The organism is uncultured Microbulbifer sp., assembly GCF_913055755.1.
Classification (GTDB): Bacteria; Pseudomonadota; Gammaproteobacteria; order Pseudomonadales; family Cellvibrionaceae; genus Microbulbifer.
Genome location: NZ_CAJXKH010000048.1, coordinates 1 through 17,706, shown reverse-complemented (window position 1 = coordinate 17,706; position 17,706 = coordinate 1). Strand labels below are relative to the sequence as shown.

The 17,706-nt window shown below is 61.5% G+C and carries 16 protein-coding genes and 1 tRNA gene; 13 read left to right on the top strand and 4 right to left on the bottom strand.

All coding sequences use genetic code 11. The features are described from left to right. Positions 1-422: 422 nt before the first annotated feature. The 5 genes from QZ511_RS09715 (at position 423) to QZ511_RS09695 (ending at position 5,707) form a co-directional block, all read left to right on the top strand. Positions 423-896, top strand: coding sequence for a hypothetical protein (locus tag QZ511_RS09715; protein ID WP_295802091.1), 474 nt, complete (start codon positions 423-425; stop codon positions 894-896). 69 nt (positions 897-965) lie between these two features. Beyond that, positions 966-1,658: a fimbria/pilus periplasmic chaperone gene (locus QZ511_RS09710; RefSeq protein ID WP_295802089.1), complete on the top strand. Its 693-nt coding sequence runs from the start codon at positions 966-968 to the stop codon at positions 1,656-1,658. Then, complete coding sequence (locus QZ511_RS09705; RefSeq protein ID WP_295802088.1) at positions 1,658-2,350, top strand: hypothetical protein; 693 nt, start codon at positions 1,658-1,660, stop codon at positions 2,348-2,350. The genes QZ511_RS09710 and QZ511_RS09705 overlap by 1 nt, the downstream gene beginning before the upstream one ends. 4 nt (positions 2,351-2,354) lie before the next feature. Further along, positions 2,355-4,823 (top strand): fimbria/pilus outer membrane usher protein, encoded by a 2,469-nt coding sequence (locus QZ511_RS09700; RefSeq protein WP_295802086.1) that lies wholly within the window; start codon positions 2,355-2,357, stop codon positions 4,821-4,823. Next, on the top strand, positions 4,820-5,707 hold the full coding sequence (locus tag QZ511_RS09695) for a hypothetical protein (RefSeq protein ID WP_295802084.1): 888 nt from the start codon (positions 4,820-4,822) through the stop codon (positions 5,705-5,707). The genes QZ511_RS09700 and QZ511_RS09695 overlap by 4 nt, the downstream gene beginning before the upstream one ends. Positions 5,708-5,777: 70 nt before the next feature. Here QZ511_RS09695 and QZ511_RS09690 read toward each other — a convergent pair. Continuing rightward, positions 5,778-5,864, bottom strand: a tRNA-Leu gene (locus QZ511_RS09690). A gap of 325 nt (positions 5,865-6,189) precedes the next feature. On the opposite strand from QZ511_RS09690, the gene rnr reads away from it, so the two are divergent. Continuing rightward, the gene (gene rnr / locus QZ511_RS09685) at positions 6,190-9,063 is read left to right on the top strand and encodes a ribonuclease R (RefSeq protein WP_295802082.1); all 2,874 of its coding nucleotides are present in this window, start codon (positions 6,190-6,192) and stop codon (positions 9,061-9,063) included. Positions 9,064-9,066: 3 nt separating this feature from the next. Beyond that, the gene (gene rlmB / locus QZ511_RS09680; protein ID WP_295802080.1) at positions 9,067-9,819 is read left to right on the top strand and encodes a 23S rRNA (guanosine(2251)-2'-O)-methyltransferase RlmB; all 753 of its coding nucleotides are present in this window, start codon (positions 9,067-9,069) and stop codon (positions 9,817-9,819) included. A 172-nt stretch (positions 9,820-9,991) separates the two neighbouring features. Here the strand turns inward: rlmB and QZ511_RS09675 are convergent, their stop codons facing one another. Continuing rightward, a complete protein-coding gene (locus QZ511_RS09675; protein WP_295802078.1) occupies positions 9,992-10,702 on the bottom strand; it encodes a 2OG-Fe(II) oxygenase in 711 nt (236 codons plus the stop codon). Positions 10,703-11,092: 390 nt separating this feature from the next. On the opposite strand from QZ511_RS09675, the gene rpsF reads away from it, so the two are divergent. The 6 genes from rpsF (at position 11,093) to QZ511_RS09645 (ending at position 15,856) form a co-directional block, all read left to right on the top strand. After that, the gene (gene rpsF, locus QZ511_RS09670) at positions 11,093-11,542 is read left to right on the top strand and encodes a 30S ribosomal protein S6 (protein WP_295802076.1); all 450 of its coding nucleotides are present in this window, start codon (positions 11,093-11,095) and stop codon (positions 11,540-11,542) included. Between the two features lie 12 nt (positions 11,543-11,554). Further along, complete coding sequence (gene rpsR, locus QZ511_RS09665; protein WP_010133305.1) at positions 11,555-11,785, top strand: 30S ribosomal protein S18; 231 nt, start codon at positions 11,555-11,557, stop codon at positions 11,783-11,785. Positions 11,786-11,821: 36 nt separating this feature from the next. Next, on the top strand, positions 11,822-12,682 hold the full coding sequence (locus QZ511_RS09660; protein WP_295802070.1) for a hypothetical protein: 861 nt from the start codon (positions 11,822-11,824) through the stop codon (positions 12,680-12,682). Positions 12,683-12,716: 34 nt separating this feature from the next. Further along, on the top strand, positions 12,717-13,163 hold the full coding sequence (gene rplI / locus QZ511_RS09655; protein ID WP_295802068.1) for a 50S ribosomal protein L9: 447 nt from the start codon (positions 12,717-12,719) through the stop codon (positions 13,161-13,163). Between the two features lie 150 nt (positions 13,164-13,313). After that, positions 13,314-14,750: a replicative DNA helicase gene (gene dnaB / locus QZ511_RS09650; protein ID WP_295802066.1), complete on the top strand. Its 1,437-nt coding sequence runs from the start codon at positions 13,314-13,316 to the stop codon at positions 14,748-14,750. A gap of 23 nt (positions 14,751-14,773) precedes the next feature. Beyond that, the gene (locus QZ511_RS09645; RefSeq protein WP_295802064.1) at positions 14,774-15,856 is read left to right on the top strand and encodes a crosslink repair DNA glycosylase YcaQ family protein; all 1,083 of its coding nucleotides are present in this window, start codon (positions 14,774-14,776) and stop codon (positions 15,854-15,856) included. Positions 15,857-15,860: 4 nt separating this feature from the next. Here QZ511_RS09645 and QZ511_RS09640 read toward each other — a convergent pair whose 3' ends face one another. Together QZ511_RS09640 and speB are read right to left on the bottom strand one after the other, a co-directional pair. Further along, a complete protein-coding gene (locus QZ511_RS09640) occupies positions 15,861-16,505 on the bottom strand; it encodes a DUF6515 family protein (protein WP_295802062.1) in 645 nt (214 codons plus the stop codon). A gap of 248 nt (positions 16,506-16,753) precedes the next feature. Beyond that, positions 16,754-17,629 (bottom strand): agmatinase, encoded by an 876-nt coding sequence (gene speB, locus QZ511_RS09635; protein WP_295802060.1) that lies wholly within the window; start codon positions 17,627-17,629, stop codon positions 16,754-16,756. Positions 17,630-17,706: the final 77 nt, after the last annotated feature.

Sequence of the window (17,706 nt, the reverse complement as noted above, 5' to 3'; positions counted from 1 at the left end):
GTTGACTGCCGCGCGGGAAAGCGTGACAGCAAAAAATAAAAGGCCGACTCGCAAGAGTCGGCCTTTTTTATATGGCGCCGCCGCCACATTCATCGGCGCGGGAGCGGGAAAGCCGCTAGTGAAATAACCAGCCGACAATTCATCGATTAATAACGCAGGCTGCGTCACCTTTCATCCGGGTTGCTCGCAAAATGAGCAAACCTCGATAGACTCAAAAGTGCTCTTCTACTCAATTTTGGGGAAGTAAGGGCCCCGCCGCTGTTAGTCGGGCGAAAGGAAAATCAGATGGTGGATGTTTCACTTTTGGTTCCCTGGTTGCTTCCTATGGTGTGGTGTTCCCGCTGGCATGAATGGCATGCAGCTCAGGAGCAATTGTGTCCCCCATTTTTCAATATGTTTCGTCGGTATGGAGAAACTGCTTTATGAAACACCTACTTGGCCTCGGTGCGGCGGCCGCTCTTATTTTTGCCGGAAGTGCGTACGCAGGTGACTACGATCACGACTATGGCAATGACTGCTACGAATGCTCGGACGAGATCACCATTGAACTTGTCGGCGAAGTGGAGTGCGTGTGCGAGATTGAATTCGAACAGCCCGTCGCATTTCTAAACCTGTCACTGATCGATACATTTGTCAGCGGCACGCAAAACCTCTCGGTGGATTGCAACACCAATGACGATCTCAACATAATTTTCGAGTCCCTGAACGGCGGCCTACTGCATGAAGACGGGGTGGAGTTGATTCCTTACGAAATCCTCCTGGGCGGTGCTCCGGTCGCATTTGCCGCGCCGGTGGCATTTGATGGGGATGAGGATGTCAGCGTGGATGTAAACGGCAATGGACCATTGGCGGGTATGTATTCCGACACGGTTACGGTAACGGTATTTGTCGACTAGGAGACTGGTGTGGGCGCCGGGCATTTTGCAGCAGTCCGGTGGCCCACTGATTTATAAAGGACTTGTTTCATGCTGCGAAATCTTCTCTCCCTGCTTGCCGGTTTCCTGCTTTTCACATTTTCCACACAATATGCGTTCGGCTTCACCTGGGTGCCGATGCGAACTGTGCTGACACTGCCCGCGGATCTGGGTGGGGACACCCTGCGGTTGCGCAATCCGCGCAAGACTGATCTGCCGGTTGTATTCGAGATCTTTGAACGAAAAGTCAATGAAGACGGCAGTGAAGAGACTATTCCTGCCGACGATGATTTTGTGGTTTTTCCGCCGCAGGCGGTGGTGCCCGCCGGCAAAACCCAGGCGGTGCGTGTGCAGTGGGTTGGCGGCGCATTGTCGCAATCGCGTTCGTTCGTACTCTTTGCCCGCGAGCTCCCCCTGAATCTCACCGGCCGTGATCAGTCCGGTGTAAAGACGGTGTTGCGTGTCGGCGCGACCATTCATGTCACCGGGCGCGGCTTTACCTCGAAACCGGAACTTGTGCACTATCGCCCGGACCGCAGTGGTGTGATGGTGTCCATTGCCAACCGGGGCAATGAATTCATTTATATCAGCGACCTGGGGCTCGTATTTGGTGATGCAGAAATTGAGGGGCCTGACCTCGCCAGTGCCGCTGGCCGCACCCTGCTTCCTCCTGGTGTTATACGGACTTTTACCGTCGGTGGCGTTCGCGGAACCCCGGAACTGAAACTCGAAAGCAGACGATAATGCTGGCACGAATAATCTTGCTCGTCGCCGGCTGCTATCTCGCCGGCGGACTGCCACTCGCCCTGGCACAATCGGTGACGCCGACGCGGGTGCAGATCAATCTCGAGGAATCCCCCCAGGCGGTACTGACATTGTCTTCCGTCAAACCGGTTGACGTTGCACTGGAGTTTTCGGTCACCGATTACTCTGCGGCGCTTGCGGATATGGAAGCGCCTTTGGAGGTGGTACCTCCGCAGATACTGCTGCGCTCGGGAGAAACCCGACAGGTGCTGGTGCGCTGGCGTGGGGACAGGAAATTGCAGCGCAGCGCCTCTTATTACCTGGCTATTGATGAGCTCCCGCTCGCGGTCGGTGCATCGGAAGTGAGCGGCGCAATCCAGCTGTTGACCACACTGCGGCTGCCGGTGCATGTAGTAGCCAGTGGCGCGGCCGACCTCTCTTTTTCCGCGCCGCGAATCGATGGCAGTGCTTCGCTGGAGTTTCACAATACCGGTGAGCAGTACGCGCTGCTCTCGCACTACCAGATAGGTGTGGCACACAACCGCGAGCTGGTCCTGTTTGACGGCCTCGATTTCGCCCGCCTGTTGAACCGGGATGCGATTTTACCCGGGCAAATGGTGTCCATTCCCCTGCGGCTGATCGGGCTCGATGCGGCCGGGCTGCAGGGCGCCCAACTTGTGAGGAAGGAGTAGGTCGGTGCAGTGGTCGAGGAGTGTGTTGCCGGGGCTCCTGCTGGGGTGCCTGTTGTTGCCGGCGGGTGCGGGTAGCGCCATCGCCGAAGAGGGAAAAAGTGCGGTTCCCAACCTGGTGTACGTGAACCTGCCGGTGTCGATAGACGGGCGCGTGGTTGGCAATATGAAGGTGGGGGTCACCGGTACATCCCTTTACAGTATCGATCGCAACAGCTGGGTGGATTTTGCCAAGGGGTATTTCGATGCCGAGGTGATCGAGCGCATCGCGCAGACTGCCGGTGACGGTCACGCGATTCCGGTAACGAGTTTTATCGAAGAGTTCGTGGATATCTTTTTTGATCCCTCCTCCCTGGAAATCCAGATCAATCTGGCGGATTCACGCCGTCAGACCCACGACTTGTCGCTGCGCCGCAAATCCATCGATTACCAGAACCTGTCCAATCACGACCTGCCGGGGCGTTCCGCCTACCTGAATGTGAACCTGCAGCAGGACTACCTGTGGGATGACACCCTCGCCGCGGACGAGCGCCTCGCCACCCTGGTCAATGTGAATGGTGCGGTGACGCTGTTCAACAGCCCGCGGCTGGTTCTGGAGGGAGGTGCATTCCACGATTCTTCATTTGAAGACGGTAATACCTGGCGCCGCCGCGAATCCCGTCTAGTGTACGACGATTTACCGCGGGCAGTGCGCTACACGCTAGGCGACATTTATTACCGCACCACGGAATTCCAGGTTTCGCCGCCACTCCTGGGGCTGTCCATCGAGCGGGCCTACGAGGATATCCAGCCCCTGCGAAATATTACCCCGACCGGAACCCGCAGCTTTACCGTATCCCAGCGCTCCACCGTGGAGATTTTTATCAATGGCCTCTACCAGGATACGCTGCATCTCGACCCGGGGCGTTACGACCTGAGTGACTTCGCGGTGAACGCCGGGGTCAACGAGGTTTCCCTGCTGATTACCGATCCGTCCGGACAGCAGCGCAGTATTGAATTTTCACTGTTTGCCGACCCGACGCTGTTGAAGAGCGGGGTATCCGAATTTTCCTTTAATGCCGGTTACCAGCGCGGTGCCAGTGAAAACGGGCGCATTGCCTATGACTACGATGTGCCGGCACTGTCTGGTTTTTACCGCTTTGGCATTACCGATTACCTGACGCTGGGCGCGGGTCTCCAGGGGACCGAATTCCACCAGGTGGCAGGTACAGAGTTGTCGCTGTCGACCCCTTTCGGCATCGTCGCTGCCAATCTGAGTGCCAGTGAGCAGGAGGGTATCGGCCGCGGTACGGCAGCCTCGCTGCGCTGGTCCTATGACTTTTTTCTGTGGGGAGACAGAAGTCACGAGCTGGATGTCGTGGCCGTCACCAGGGACGACCTGTACACCTATATGGGCCAGCTGCGTCCCGGCATCCAGAACAAATCAGAATTGCGTGCGCGCTATTCGGCGCCCGGGCCTTTCGGCAGTTACCTCAGTGTCAGTGCCCGCCAAGCGGAAAGTTTTCTCGAAACCGATCCGGTAGACCGGGCGTACGGCATCAATATCACCCGTCGTTTTGGCCTGTTCAATTTTTCGCTCCGCCTTGAACAGGAGGATGCATTTACCGAGGAGACGCGCGCGCTCGTCCGGCTTTCCGCGCCGCTGGGGCAGCGGCAGCTGTTGAGCACCCGCTGGGACACGGCCACCGAGACCGGTGACCTCGAGCTGGGCAGGATGCAGCGGGGCACCGTCGGGGATTTTTCGGGAAGGCTGGCACTGCGCTCCGATGCGGACAGCTATCGTGCGGACATGGGCGCCTTCTATCAGGGCAACCGGTTCCAGCTGGGGCTGGATCACAGCTATGTTCAGTTTGACGGCGAAGAACGGGAGCCGGATCAGCTGAGTACCCTGCGGTTCGGGTCGAGCCTGGCCTACGCCGACGGCACCGTGGCCTGGGCCAGGCCGATAGAGGATTCGTTCATCATGGTGCGGCGTCACGACACCCTCAGTGAAAGTCGCATTCTGGTGGACGAGCGTCAGGACGGGTTCACCGCGGTTGCCGACAGTTTCGGCCCGGCAGTGGTGCCGACGGTGAACAGCTATGTCTCGCGGCGCATTCACTGGGAGGCAGAGAGCCCCCCCTTCGGATATGACATGGGTGATATCGATGCCAACTCGTTCCCCCTGTACCGTTCCGGTATCGCCTACACCGCCGGGTCAGAAGCCTCGATTACGCTGATCAGCCAGGTACAGGACACCCGCGGCAATCCTGTTGCCATGACCGTCGGCCAGATCCGCGCGACCGATGGCCGCGATTTCCCCATGGTTACCACCTTTACCAATAAAACCGGTCGCTTCGTCGCCCAGGGACTGGCGCCGGGGGAATACCGCATTGTGTTCCCGGACCGCGGTGACCTGAGCGTGTCATTTTCTATCGAAGAGGGGGCCTCCGGCATTGTCGAGCTGGGCATTATCAAGGAGCAGGTTTCGCTATGAGACGGATTGCGGCGGTGTTGTTGTCGGTGGCGTTGCTGGGCCTGAACAGCGCAGCGGTATTGGCGGCCGCCGATACCGAGGATTCCTGTGCGCTCGAAGCGGTATCGCTGGAGGGGCAGGCAGATCTGGCGTATTACCCGTTCGCCAACCGCGATGAAGCGGGGCAGTTGCGACTGGTGGTTAGTGCGCGTGGCGTGTGCCGCCTTGGCTTCGCGCTGCTGCCGACATCCGACGCGCAGCTCATGGGACCTGGACGGCCGCTGAATTTCGCCTTCCGCAATCGCGGCGACCAGGTGGTACCGCTGAATGGCAACGAGCAGCGCTGGATTCAGTTTGAGGAGACCGCCCGCGGCAAGGAGGCGGAATTCACCATCTCGCTTCCCCGCGGTCAGGCCCGCCGCGCGGGGGACTACCGCAACAACTTCGTCGCGCGTATTTTTGTCAACGGTCGCCCGGTGCAGGATATCGATTTTCAACTGTCGGTACGCGTCGCAGCGCAAGCGGACCTCCATGTGGCGGGTAATGGCGAGGGGCAGCTGGGGCGGTCGACGGTAATGAACTTTGGCCGGCTGGAAACCGGTGAGACGCTCACCGCGCTGCTGGCGGTTCGCGCCAACAGCGCTTACAACCTGGCAGTTTCCTCGGAGAATAACGGCCAGATGCGGCATGTCTCCCTCGCGGGGGAAGATACCGCTGTGCCCTATACCGCGTCACTGGACGGACAACAACTGAATCTGCAGGGCGGTGGCGACCGGCGCGACTTTTCCATTCCGAACGATGGCGAGCAGATGCGGAATATCAGCGTACAGATCGGAGATACCAGCGGAAAGATGGCGGGCCGGTACCGCGATACCCTGCGGGTCACGGTGACGTTGCTGGAGTGAGGGCGGAAGTGTGGCAACCGCAGAGCAATAAAAAAGGCCGACTCTCGCGAGTCGGCCTTTTTTGCGGATATGGTGCCCAGGAGAAGACTTGAACTTCCACGACCGTAAGGCCACTAGCACCTGAAGCTAGCGCGTCTACCAATTCCGCCACCTGGGCAAATCAACGGTGTGCTCCGTTGAGGACGCGCACTATAGTGATTTGCCTCGGGGGTGTCAACGATTTTTGTGGCATTTCGTGCCGCTGGTGGCGGGGCGGAAATCGTGCGGAAGGTCTCAGCGATAAAACGGGTCGGGATTTGCCCTCCAAATCGCTTATACTCGCCGCAATGTGCAACATTTCCGGTGGCCAAGGGCCGCTTTCGGCATTCGCCACTCCCAGAGTTTGCCCGCTTTCACGGGCCAATTAGTCAGTTGCACCCACTCATACCACTGCGCCGGGTGCAAACCGGGGCCGGGCGGACTGCCTGGTCAATCGCAGAACAATGGAAGCTGTTTTGAATCAAGACAAATCAAACCTCCCTCCCGCAACCGGCACACAGGAAGATCCCCACGCCGAGCGCGAGGCGGAAAAATACGCAAAGCCCGTCCCCAGCCGCGAATTCCTGCTCGACCTGCTGGAGCAGCAGCCGGGCCCGGTGGCCTGGGAAGCGGTGGCGGACCTGCTGTCCATCGACGATGAAGACCGCCGCGAGGGCGTGCGCCGGCGCCTGATCGCCATGTCCCGGGACGGCCAGATCGCCAGCAACCGCGCCGGTGACTTTGGTGTGCTCGACAAGATGAGCCTGGTGCGCGGCCGCGTGATCGGCCATCGCGATGGCTTCGGCTTCGTCTCCCCGGGCGACGGCAGCGACGACCTGTTCCTGTCTCACCGCCAGATGCGGAAGGTGTTCGACGGCGACGAGGTGCTGGTGCGGGAAACCCCCGGTGGATTCCGCGGCAAGCGCGAGGGCGCCATCGTCCGGGTGATCAAGCACAACACCCACCAGGTTGCCGGTCGCCTGTATCGGGAGGACGGTGTCTGCTTCGTGCGCCCGGACAATCCGCGCATGACTCTCGACATCATGGTGGCGGAAGGTAAATGCGGTGACGCCCAGAGCGGCCAGTATGTGGTGGTGGATATCACTACCCAGCCCGGGCGCAACAGCCTGCCCCAGGGGGAGGTATCCGAGGTACTCGGTGACCACTTGGCGCCGGGGATGGAAATCGATGTCGCCATCCGCAACTACGGCATTCCCCATACCTGGCCCGCCGCGGTAGAGGCCCAGGTGGGCGAAATCGCCGACGAGGTACTGGAAGAACACAAGAAGGCCCGCATCGACCTGCGCCAGCTGCCCCTGGTGACCATCGACGGCGAGGACGCGCGGGACTTCGACGACGCGGTGTTCTGCGAGCTGTTGCCGGATGGCAACTGGAAGCTGCTGGTGGCCATTGCCGACGTGTCCCACTATGTGGCGGTGGAAACGCCGCTGGATGTGGAGGCGCACGAGCGCGGCAACTCGGTGTATTTCCCGGATTTTGTGGTGCCGATGCTGCCGGAGAAGCTCTCCAATGGCCTCTGCTCGCTCAACCCGGAGGTGGATCGACTGTGCATGGTGTGCGAAATGCGCATCGACGAGTCCGGCAATATCCTCGGATACCAGTTCTTCGAGGGCCTGATGCGCAGCCACGCGCGCTTCACCTATACCCAGGTGGGCGAGCTGGTGGCGGAGCGGGACAATCGCAGCAGCGGCCTGCGCAAACAGTTTTCTGCGCTCACCCCGCATATCGACAACCTGCACGACCTGTACCGGGCCCTGCGCGCGGCGCGGGACCGGCGCGGCGCGATCGATTTTGAGACCACTGAAACCCGGATCCTTTTCGATGCCGCACGCAAGATCGAGCGCATCGTGCCGGTGGAGCGCAACGACGCCCACAAGATGATCGAGGAGTGCATGCTCGCCGCCAACGTCTGCGCCGCGCAGCTGATGGAGCTGGCGGAGCTGCCGACCCTGTACCGGGTGCACGACACGCCGAAACAGGAACGGCTGGAAAACCTGAAGGAATATCTCGGCGAGCTGGGGCTCCGCCTGGAAGGCGGTGCTGAGCCGGAACCCGGCGATTACCAGGCGTTACTGGAGCAGGTACAGGGACGCCCGGATGCACACATCATTCAGATGATGCTGCTGCGCTCCATGAATCAGGCGGTATACCAGCCGGAAAATCGCGGCCACTTCGGCCTCGACTACCGCGCCTATGCGCACTTCACCTCTCCCATCCGCCGCTACCCGGACCTGTTGCTGCACCGCGGCCTGCGCTGGCTGATCCGCAACGGCAGTGCCAACCCGGCAGCGGTGGCGGAAAAGGTGCGCCAGGCCCCCGGAGCCCACGCGCTGGAGCGGGAGGAAATCCTGCCCTATACCACCGCGGCGATGGTGGAGCTGGGCGAGCACTGCTCGATGACCGAGCGCCGTGCCGACGACGCCACCCGCGATGTGGTCAGCTGGCTCAAGTGCGAATACCTGCAGGACCACGTGGGCGAAACCTATCGCGGCGTGGTCAGTGCGGTGACCGGCTTCGGCCTGTTCGTGGAGCTGGACGACCTGTATGTGGAGGGGCTGATTCACGTCACCGCCCTGCCCAAGGATTACTACCATTTCGAACAGGCCCACCAGCGCCTGATTGGCGAGCGCAGCGGCGCCCGCTATCACCTGGGCGACTCCGTCACCGTGCAGGTGGCGCGGGTGGATCTGGAAGAGCGCAAGGTGGATTTCTCGTTTGTGGAGCACCACCCGCGCCCGTCCTACAAGATGCCGAAATACCGCAAGCCCAAGGCCGACAAGCCGTCGGCGAAACAGGCGCGCGCGGAGTCTGCTGAGGGCGAGCCGCCGGTTGCGCCGGAGTCAAAATCCGCAGCGAAAGACGAGTCCACCAAGGTCAGCGGCCGCGCCATGGAAATGGCGGTGGAGTTCCAGCAGGAGCGCCGCCGGCGCGGCAAGTCCGACTTCAGCGCGGACACCGAAAAAGCCAGCCCGTGGAGCAAGGGGCTGAAGGATCGCAGCAAAGCGGCGGCGACAGAAGCCGATACGTCGCCGCGCCCGATCCGTAAGCGCAAGGTGGGCAGCGAAGAGACCGAAGTGGTGAAGCCCTCCAGGGAAAGGCCGGATGCAGAAGCGCACGGCGCAGAAGCCACCGGCGATGAAACGCCGCGCAAGCGCCGCGGTCCCAAGCGCACCCCGCCGCGCAAGGGCGGCAAGCGCCCGGCGGTAGCGGCGCGCAAGGCGGCACACAAAGCGGCCAAGGCGGACGCGGCGAAAAAAGCCGCAAAGAAGAAAGCCAAGAAAAAACTGGCGAAAAAGAACCCCGGCAAGAAGAATTAGTAAGTGGCACAGCAACTGGTATACGGCCTGCACGCGGTGCAGGCACTGTTGAAAAGCTCTCCTCAGCAGGTGCAGGAGCTGCTCCTGCTGCGCGGGCGCAGAGATCAGAAACTGCAGAAAATCATCCGTCAGGCGGAACAGAACGAAATCGCGATCCGCTTTGTGGACCGCCGTGCGCTGGATGAAAAGGTCGGCGACGACGGCAACCACCAGGGCGTGCTGGCGATCTGTGCTGGCGAAACCCGGGTGTATGACGAACAGTTCCTGAAATCCCTGTTGCAGGAGCTGGATGGAAAAGGCGAGGCGCCGTTCCTGCTGATCCTCGACGGTGTCACCGACCCGCACAACCTGGGCGCCTGCCTGCGCTCCGCGGAAGCCGCCGGTGTGCACGCGGTGATTGCGCCCAAGGACAATGCCGCGGGGTTGACGCCCACGGCGAGAAAAGTCGCCTGTGGTGCCGCGGAAGTGCTGCCGTTTGTCACCGTGACCAATCTGGCCCGCACGCTGAAGATGCTGCAACAGGCGGGGGTGTGGATATTCGGCGCCGCCGGCGAAGCGCAGCAGAGTGTTTACCAGGCTTCCCTCACCGGACCCCTGGCCCTGGTGATGGGCGCCGAGGGCCCTGGCCTGCGTCGCCTGACGCGGGAAAACTGCGATCACCTGATCAAGATTCCCATGGCCGGGGAGGTCAGCAGTCTCAACGTTTCCGTGGCCACCGGCGTGTGCCTGTTCGAGGCGGTGCGCCAGCGCCAGTAGTTGCTGGCCGGCGCGCCGGGCGTCCTGCCCGTACCCTGCATATCCAGCCAAAAAAAATGGAGGCAGTTGCCTCCATTGATTTCAGTCCCGTTTGTTTTTCTTTGCTCCAGTCAGTTCTTGTTTTTGTTGTCTGTGAGTTTTTTATTGTTTGTTGTTGTTCGTTGCCGGTCTTTTAGCCTGCCGGTTTGCCGTAAAGTGTCTGTGCCGGGCGGTACATCACCCAGGACGTGGCAATATATTTGTCGTTCGATACCGGGACATTGCCCCGGTGGGTATGGGTAAAGCTGCAGGGTGACAGAATCAGTCGACCCTGGCGGGGCTTGACCTTGGCGCCCTGGTAGAAGAATTCGGTTTCCCCGCCTTCCTCCACATCATTGAGGTACAGCAGCCAGAACAGCACCCGGTGCAGGGACCGCTGGTGCGGGTCACTGGGGTGCGGAAAGTGTTCCGAGTGCCAGTGATGGTAACCGCCGCTGCCACTTTTGTAGTGCTGCATATTGATGCCGTCGAGCGCGAAGATACCGCTCACTATCTGGTACAGCCGCTGGTCGCTCAGGCTGGCGATATCTTCCGCCGCCAGGGGGCGCATTGCATTGGTGGCATCGTCGAGAATACTGGGGGACACCGCGCCGGTCAGCAGGTGTGGGTAGCGCCGGCAATATCCCATCAATGCCTGGTACACCAGGTGATCCAGTCGCTGGCACTGTTCGCGCCAGTCGGGCTGGGTGGAGATATACAGGTCCGAGCTTTCCTTTTTGGCGGTGTCCACGCCGGCGCCGGTTCTGCCGGCAGTCCTGTGCGGCGATGCCTGAAATCGCTGGACCAGCTGTTCGCAGTAGTCCGCCGGTGCGGCACCGTCGAACTGAATGATCATCGGATCCATCGTCTACTCCCCGGCATCTGGTGCATCTCGTTGCCTCTGATTGTGTAGACGAGCGCCAACGGGAGTTCCTCAACATTATTTGTAAGCCGCCCGGGGCGCTGGTCGGTCGTGGCCGCCGGCTTCCGGCTGTATTTCTGTGACCCTGTGGGGGTGGCTGGTCATAGACCTCCCGGTGCGGATGACCAGACCGCCCGGGGGATGGGCCGGTCTGGTCAGTCCCGGATTCCGTCGAATCGATCAACTTGCAACCAGTTGGCAGGGCGCATAGAATACGCCGCCCGCAATAGGACTGAGGTTGCATTGTGACCTGTTGCGCCCGTTGCACTCCTTGCCTCACCGGGCAGTCACCAACGACAAGCCGGGAGGCTGTTTAACCCGTAAGGAGCAAAAATGCGTCATTACGAAATTGTATTCCTGGTTCACCCGGACCAGAGCGAGCAGGTGCCCGGCATGGTCGAGCGCTACACTGCGACCATCAAAGAAAGCGGTGGCGACGTTCACCGTCTGGAAGACTGGGGCCGCCGCCGTCTGGCTTACCCGATCAACAAGATCCACAAGGCTCACTACATTCTGATGAATGTCGAGTGTACTGAAGAAGCGCTGGCGGAACTGACCACCAACTTCAAGTACAACGACGCGGTGCTGCGTAACCTGGTGATTCGCGAAGACGAAGCCATCAGCGAAGAAAGCCCGATCATGAAGGCCGAAAAAGAGTCCCGCGAGCGCAAAGCTGCGCGCGCAGAACGCTCTGAGCGTCGCGAGCGCGCCGAGAAGGAAGAATCTTCCTCCAAGGGCGCCGAGGAAGAGCAGTCTTCCGACCAAACTGAAGACGAAGAGTAAGGGGATAGTCAGATGGCACGTTTTTTCCGTCGTCGTAAGTTCTGCCGTTTCACCGCTGAAGGCGTCAAGCGTATCGACTACAAAGATCTCGATACCCTGAAAGCCTACGTTTCCGAAACTGGCAAAATCGTACCGAGCCGTATCACTGGCACCAAAGCCAAGTATCAGCGTCAGCTGGCCACCGCGGTCAAGCGCGCTCGTTACATCGCGCTGCTGCCGTACACGGACAGCCACGAAGCCTAAGCGCTTGCTTAGTCGCTTCACAAGAGAAGCTATCTGATGCGCGCTATCGCTGAATTTGCCATGCGATCGCGCGTGCGGGCGGTGCTCCTCACCATGGTGGGGATTCCGCTGATCAGCCCGGCGGTGCTCGCACTGGTCGGGTTGCGCCGCGGCAGTACTGACGGCCTGTTTGTTCTGGCCTGGGCAGTGCTGCCGGTGGTTGCCGCCGTCGGTGTTGGTTTTTCAGCACCGGTAATGTCCGGACTGGCCATGACCCAATTTATTGCGGTATTGGTCGGTGCTCTGGTACTACGCGGTACCCGGGCCTGGAGCCATGCACTGGTCGCACTGACCATTGCGGCCTCGCTGGGAATTCTGCTGACTTCGCAGGCTTCCGGTGGGGTGCTGGAAAGCCTGCTGCAGGCCGCGAAAGAGGCCTCGACCGGCGTGGATCCGGAGCAGCTTGGCCTGCAGTATTTAGGCGAAGTTCAGGCCACGGGTTACCTGACATTTAGTGTCTGCATCAGCGCGGTTCTGGCGCTGATACTGGGACGCTGGTGGCAGGCAATGCTGTACAACCCGGGAGGACTCCGCGAGGAGCTGCACCAGTTGCGCCTACCCCTGCCAGTAGCGGCAGTCGGTATGTTGCTGTGGGTTGGTTGCCTCGTAAATGAACGCTTTGTGTTCTGGGGCGCGGTTGCGGCATTCCCGATGCTGGTGGCAGGTATATGCCTGATTCACTGGCAGATTGCCCGGCGTGGCTGGGGTCGCGGACCATTGATCGCACTGTATTTTATGGTGGCGATCTCGGTGGCTCAGCCATTGGCAGGGCTCCCGCTGGTCGGGTTCCTAGCAGGCCTCGCACTGATAGATAGCTGGATTGATATTCGCGCGCGGACGGGCAGCAACTGCTCCTGACCGCCGCACAAGAACTGAAACTGAGGGTTCCGAGATGGAAGTTATTCTGCTCGACAAAGTAGGCAAACTGGGCAACGTGGGCGACCGCGTTGACGTTAAAGCCGGCTTCGGCCGCAACTACCTGCTGCCTACCGGCAAAGCCATTCTGGCCAACGCAGCGAACATCGCTGAGTTCGAAGCCAAGCGCGCTGAACTGGAAGCAGCTGCCGCTGCCAAGGTGAGCACTGCTGAAGCTCGCGCCGAGAAGCTGACTGACCTGGTGGTTACCATTGCCGCCAACGCCGGTGACGAAGGCAAGCTGTTCGGCTCCATCGGCACTCGCGACATCGCTGAAGCAATCACTGCTGCCGGCGTTGAAGTAGAGAAGGCCGAAGTGAAGCTGCCGGAAGGCGCACTGCGCGAAGTGGGCGAGTATGACGTAGACGTGCAGCTGCACGCCGACGTGATCACCACTGTGAAGGTTGTTGTTGCTGCCGAGTAAGGCCTGCACACAGCCGGTGGCCGCCGGGTAAATCTGAGTCATCCGTACCCATTTCCTGGCGAGCCGCGCTACAATCGGGCGCTGGATTCCTGAGTGAATTCAGCGCCTGAATTGTTTCTGAGCCCTGTAAAACGACGACACCGCGACACCATGAACGAATACGCTGTGCCCGAAGACGATATCGAGGAAGCTGCCAGCAGCTCGCCCCTGCCGCATTCCGTGGAGGCCGAGCAATCGGTACTGGGCGGCCTGATGCTGGATGCCAGCCGCCTGGACGCGGTGTCCGAGCAGTTGAGCGAGAGCGATTTCTTCGTCGCCAGCCACCGCACCATCTTCGCGGTAATGCAGGCGCTCTCCAACGGCGAGCAGCCGCTGGATATCGTAACCCTGGCCGAGGGGCTGGCCAGCCGCGACCTGCTCGCAGATATTGGCGGTCCCGCCTATCTCGCCGAGAATCCCCCCTCCGCCGCCAATATCGTGGCCTACGCCAAGATTGTGCGTGAGCGCTCCATGCTGCGCCAGCTGATCGCCGCCGCCGGCGAAATCAGCCGCACCAGCTTCAATCCCGGTGGCCTGGGCTCGGAAGACCTGCTGCAGATGGCCGAGCGCCGGGTGGCGGAGATTGCCGAGGGGCGGGCGAAAGAGGGCGGTTTCGTCGGCGTCGACGCGCTGCTGAAGAAGACCGTCGAGCGCATCGACGAGCTGTTCAAGTCCGAGGGCGACCTCACCGGTCTCAGTACCGGCCTCGAGGAGCTGGACCAGCGCACCTCCGGCTGGCAGCCGGGTGAAATGATCATCCTCGCCGCGCGCCCGTCCATGGGCAAGACCGCACTGGCACTGAACTTCGTCGAGGCGGCGATGCTCAGCCAGGAGAAGCCCACCCTGGTGTTCAGTATGGAAATGCCGTCGGACAGCCTGGTCATGCGGATGCTGTCGTCCATCGGCCGTATCGACCAGGGCCGTATCCGCAACGGCAAGTTGCAGGAAGAGGACTGGCCCAAGCTGTCCAGCGCGGTGCAGAAGATGAAGGGCAAGGGCCTGTACATCGACGACACCCCGGGGCTCTCTCCCAGCGAGGTGCGGGCGCGGGTCAAGCGCACCGTGCGCGACCACACCAACAAGCTGATGCAGGCGGACCCCAGGCTCACCCGCGAGGAAGCCGAGCGCCGTGCGATGCCGGCGCTGGTGATGGTGGACTACCTGCAGCTGATGCAGGTGAAGGGCAGCACCGAGGGCCGTACCCAGGAAATCTCCGAGATCTCGCGCTCGTTGAAAGCCCTGGCAAAAGAATACGAATGTCCGGTCATCGCCCTGTCGCAGTTGAACCGCGGTGTGGAACAGCGCCCCAACAAGCGCCCGATGAACTCGGACCTGCGGGAATCCGGTGCGATCGAGCAGGACGCGGATGTGATCCTGTTTATCTACCGCGACGAGTACTACAACGAGGACAGCCCGGACAAGGGCCTCGCCGAGCTGATCATCGGCAAGCAGCGTAACGGCGAGATCGGTACCTGCCGCGCCGCCTTCGTGGGCAAGTACACCCGCTTCGACAACCTGGCGCCGGAGTATTACCAGGGCGCCGAGTAATCCCGCCAGGGGAGGACCGAACCGTGCTGTCCGCGGACGCCATCCGCGCGCTGGTGCTGCAGCGCCAGCGTGTCTACCACTCCTGGCCCGGCGACGTGTCGGGCCTGATCCAACACCTCGGCGCCCTGCAACTGGACGCCATCCAGGTCATTACCCGCGCCCATCACCACCAGCTTTACACCCGCCTGCCGCGCTACCGCGAAGCGCAGCTCGCAGCAGCCGAGCGCAGCCGCCATATCTTCGAATACTGGTCCCACGCCGCCGCCTACCTGCCCACAGCTCACTACCGCTTCGCCCGAGTGCGTATGGACCGTATCCGCGAGGGCCAGAAACACTGGTTCGAGAAAAACGCCAAACTGTGCCGCCATGTACTCGACCGCATCCGCGCAGAGGGCCCATTGAAGGCCAGTGATTTCGTGCGCGCCAGGGGCGGCTGGTGGGCCTGGTCGGATGAGAAGAAGGCGCTGGAGCAACTGTTCCACGAGGGCGAACTGATGGTCAGTCACCGCGACGGTTTCCAGAAGGTGTTCGACCTGCCCGAGCGGCTGCTGCCGGCGGATACCGTGACTGCGGCCGCCAGCGAGGCGGAGTACGGCCGCTACCTGGTGCGCAGCTACCTACGTGCCCAGGGCGTTGGGCGCGCGGAGGAGATGGCGTATCTGCGCAGGGGCGACAAGGGGCTGGTAAAGAGTGCCGTGGCGGCGATGTTGGGCTCCGGTGAGCTGGCGCCGCTGGGCGATGAGCTGATACTGGCGGAAGACGCCGGTGTGGTGCCGCAGCCGCCGCCGCGCAAGGTGCGCCTGCTGTCCCCGTTCGACCCCCTGCTGATCCAGCGCAAGCGCCTGAAGCGCCTGTTCGACTTCGAATACCAACTGGAGTGCTATGTGCCTGCGGCCAAGCGCCGCTACGGCTATTTCTGCCTGCCGGTTCTGTACCGGGACGGCTTTGCCGGGGTGGTGGACCTGAAGGCCGACCGGGAAGAGGGTGTATTGCGTATCCAGGGGCTGCACTGGCGGCAACCGCCGAAGGCGGGATTGCTGGCGGGGTTCAACAGGGCCCTCGGCGACTTCGCCCGTTTCCACGGACTCACTGCCGAGGCCCGCTAGCGCATCAGATCTGAACCACCACGTAGACTTCGTGGCCGTCGCGCTGGGTGGGCATAAAGTAATGGCCGCCGTAGCGGTAGTACTGCACGCCGTTTACTACTTCTGCGGTGTACCCAACTGGCAGCGATTCCACCACCTGCCCGGGGCTGTAGGCGGACTGGGTGGCGCCCGCGACAGGGGCCGGGCTCGCCACTGCGGCGGCTACCGGTGCACCCGCGGGTGCCGGTACCACCACATAGCGGTTAACGCCCGGTTGCCACTGGTAGTAGGCGCTGCCGTACTGGTAGTAGGTGAAGCCGCCGATCTGCACCTGTACCGCACTGGCGGGCAGGGACAGCACCGCGGCGCCCAGGGGGGCGGATACCACCACATACCCGGTGGGTGCCGGGCGGTAGAAGTAGCCGCCGTGGTAGTAATAGGGGTTGCCGCCCACGGCCAGGTTTACAAACCCATTGGGCAGGATGGGCACGGTGATACCGATACCGATGCGCGGCCCCCGGAAGCGGGGGCCCCAGTAACCCCCGTGATAGTGGCCATGACCATGACCGTGGTGGTGGCCACCGCGGGCCTCGGCGGGTTTGGCGAATGCAAACGAAAGCAGCGTCAGCAGGCCGACACCACACAGAAACACTTTCAGCGCTTTTTTCACGGCGTTTCCATCCCCTTTATAGTCTCCCTCACGGACATACCTCCCCAGCAAAGCGAGTACTCACATTGTGCAAATAATAACCGCAATCCGGAGAGGGTGCTACGCCACGCCGGGCATTCCGGGTAAAGATTTGTCAGCCGGTGACCGCGTTTGCGGCGACCGGTGGGACGAGCTGTGAAAATGGACGGCCGTGACTCGATGGACCATTTGTCTGCCAGAGAACCGCGGCGATATTCCCCCGGTCAGGATCAGCCTGCGTGGTTGCGCTGCACGATCCCCATCAGCTTGTAGAGCAGCTGCGCGGCGCCGAATTCGTAAGCGTGGAAGCCCTCGATGGGAGCGAATTCCAGCAGGTCGAAACCGATAATCTGCCGCTGTCTGGCCACGGATTCGAACAGGTTCAGGGTCTGGTACCAGCCCAGTCCGCCGGGCACCGGGGTGCCGGTGGAGGGGAAGACCGAGGGGTCCATGCCGTCGATATCCAGGGTGAAGAACACCTTGCTGGGGAAGTCCTCCGGCAGTTCGATGGACTGCACCTGGGTGGGCACCAGCTGATGGGCGTCCAGATAGCGCACACCGTACTGTTTGCGCGCTTCCATTTCCTCCTCGCAGTAGGCGCGGATGCCCAGCTGATACAGCGGAATACCGGCCTCGCACACCAGCCGCATAACGCTGGCGTGGCTGTGCTTGTGGCCCTCGTAGCGGTCCCGCAGGTCGGCGTGGGCGTCGATCTGCACCACGCCGAAGTCGCTGATGCCGGCGTCCAGGTAGCCCTTGATGATGCCCCAGGTGACGGAGTGTTCACCGCCAATGCCGACGGGCATCTTGCCCAGCGACAGGATCTCGCGGGTGGCGCTGGCGATATTTTCCATCACCTGCTCCGCAGGACCTGACGTGTCTACGGCGTCGCGGGTGTAGATGCCGAGGTCGCAGGGGGAGGAGAAGTTGTCGAAGGTTTCCAGCTGGTGGGAGGCTTCGATAATGGACGCCGGCCCCTTGCCGGTGCCGCCGCCATAGGAGACGGTCTCCTCATAGGGGATCGGCAGGATGTGGAACAGGGCATCCTCGGGCCGGGGTTGTTCGATTTCGGAGCCTAGGAAAATATTGGGGTCTTCTGTGTGCATGATTTTATCTCTGGTGCCGTGTCAGGCCCTGCCTAGTTCTGCAAAACCTCTGGTGGCGACAGAGTACCGGGTGCGGG

Coding starts and splice junctions, on each gene's coding strand:
- QZ511_RS09715 (WP_295802091.1), top strand. CDS start 423: ATGAAACACCTACTTGGCCTCGGTGCGGCGGCCGCTCTTATTTTTGCC.
- QZ511_RS09710 (WP_295802089.1), top strand. CDS start 966: ATGCTGCGAAATCTTCTCTCCCTGCTTGCCGGTTTCCTGCTTTTCACA.
- QZ511_RS09705 (WP_295802088.1), top strand. CDS start 1,658: ATGCTGGCACGAATAATCTTGCTCGTCGCCGGCTGCTATCTCGCCGGC.
- QZ511_RS09695 (WP_295802084.1), top strand. CDS start 4,820: ATGAGACGGATTGCGGCGGTGTTGTTGTCGGTGGCGTTGCTGGGCCTG.
- rnr (WP_295802082.1), top strand. CDS start 6,190: ATGGAAGCTGTTTTGAATCAAGACAAATCAAACCTCCCTCCCGCAACC.
- QZ511_RS09675 (WP_295802078.1), bottom strand. CDS start 10,702: ATGGATCCGATGATCATTCAGTTCGACGGTGCCGCACCGGCGGACTAC.
- rpsF (WP_295802076.1), top strand. CDS start 11,093: ATGCGTCATTACGAAATTGTATTCCTGGTTCACCCGGACCAGAGCGAG.
- rpsR (WP_010133305.1), top strand. CDS start 11,555: ATGGCACGTTTTTTCCGTCGTCGTAAGTTCTGCCGTTTCACCGCTGAA.
- QZ511_RS09660 (WP_295802070.1), top strand. CDS start 11,822: ATGCGCGCTATCGCTGAATTTGCCATGCGATCGCGCGTGCGGGCGGTG.
- rplI (WP_295802068.1), top strand. CDS start 12,717: ATGGAAGTTATTCTGCTCGACAAAGTAGGCAAACTGGGCAACGTGGGC.
- dnaB (WP_295802066.1), top strand. CDS start 13,314: ATGAACGAATACGCTGTGCCCGAAGACGATATCGAGGAAGCTGCCAGC.
- speB (WP_295802060.1), bottom strand. CDS start 17,629: ATGCACACAGAAGACCCCAATATTTTCCTAGGCTCCGAAATCGAACAA.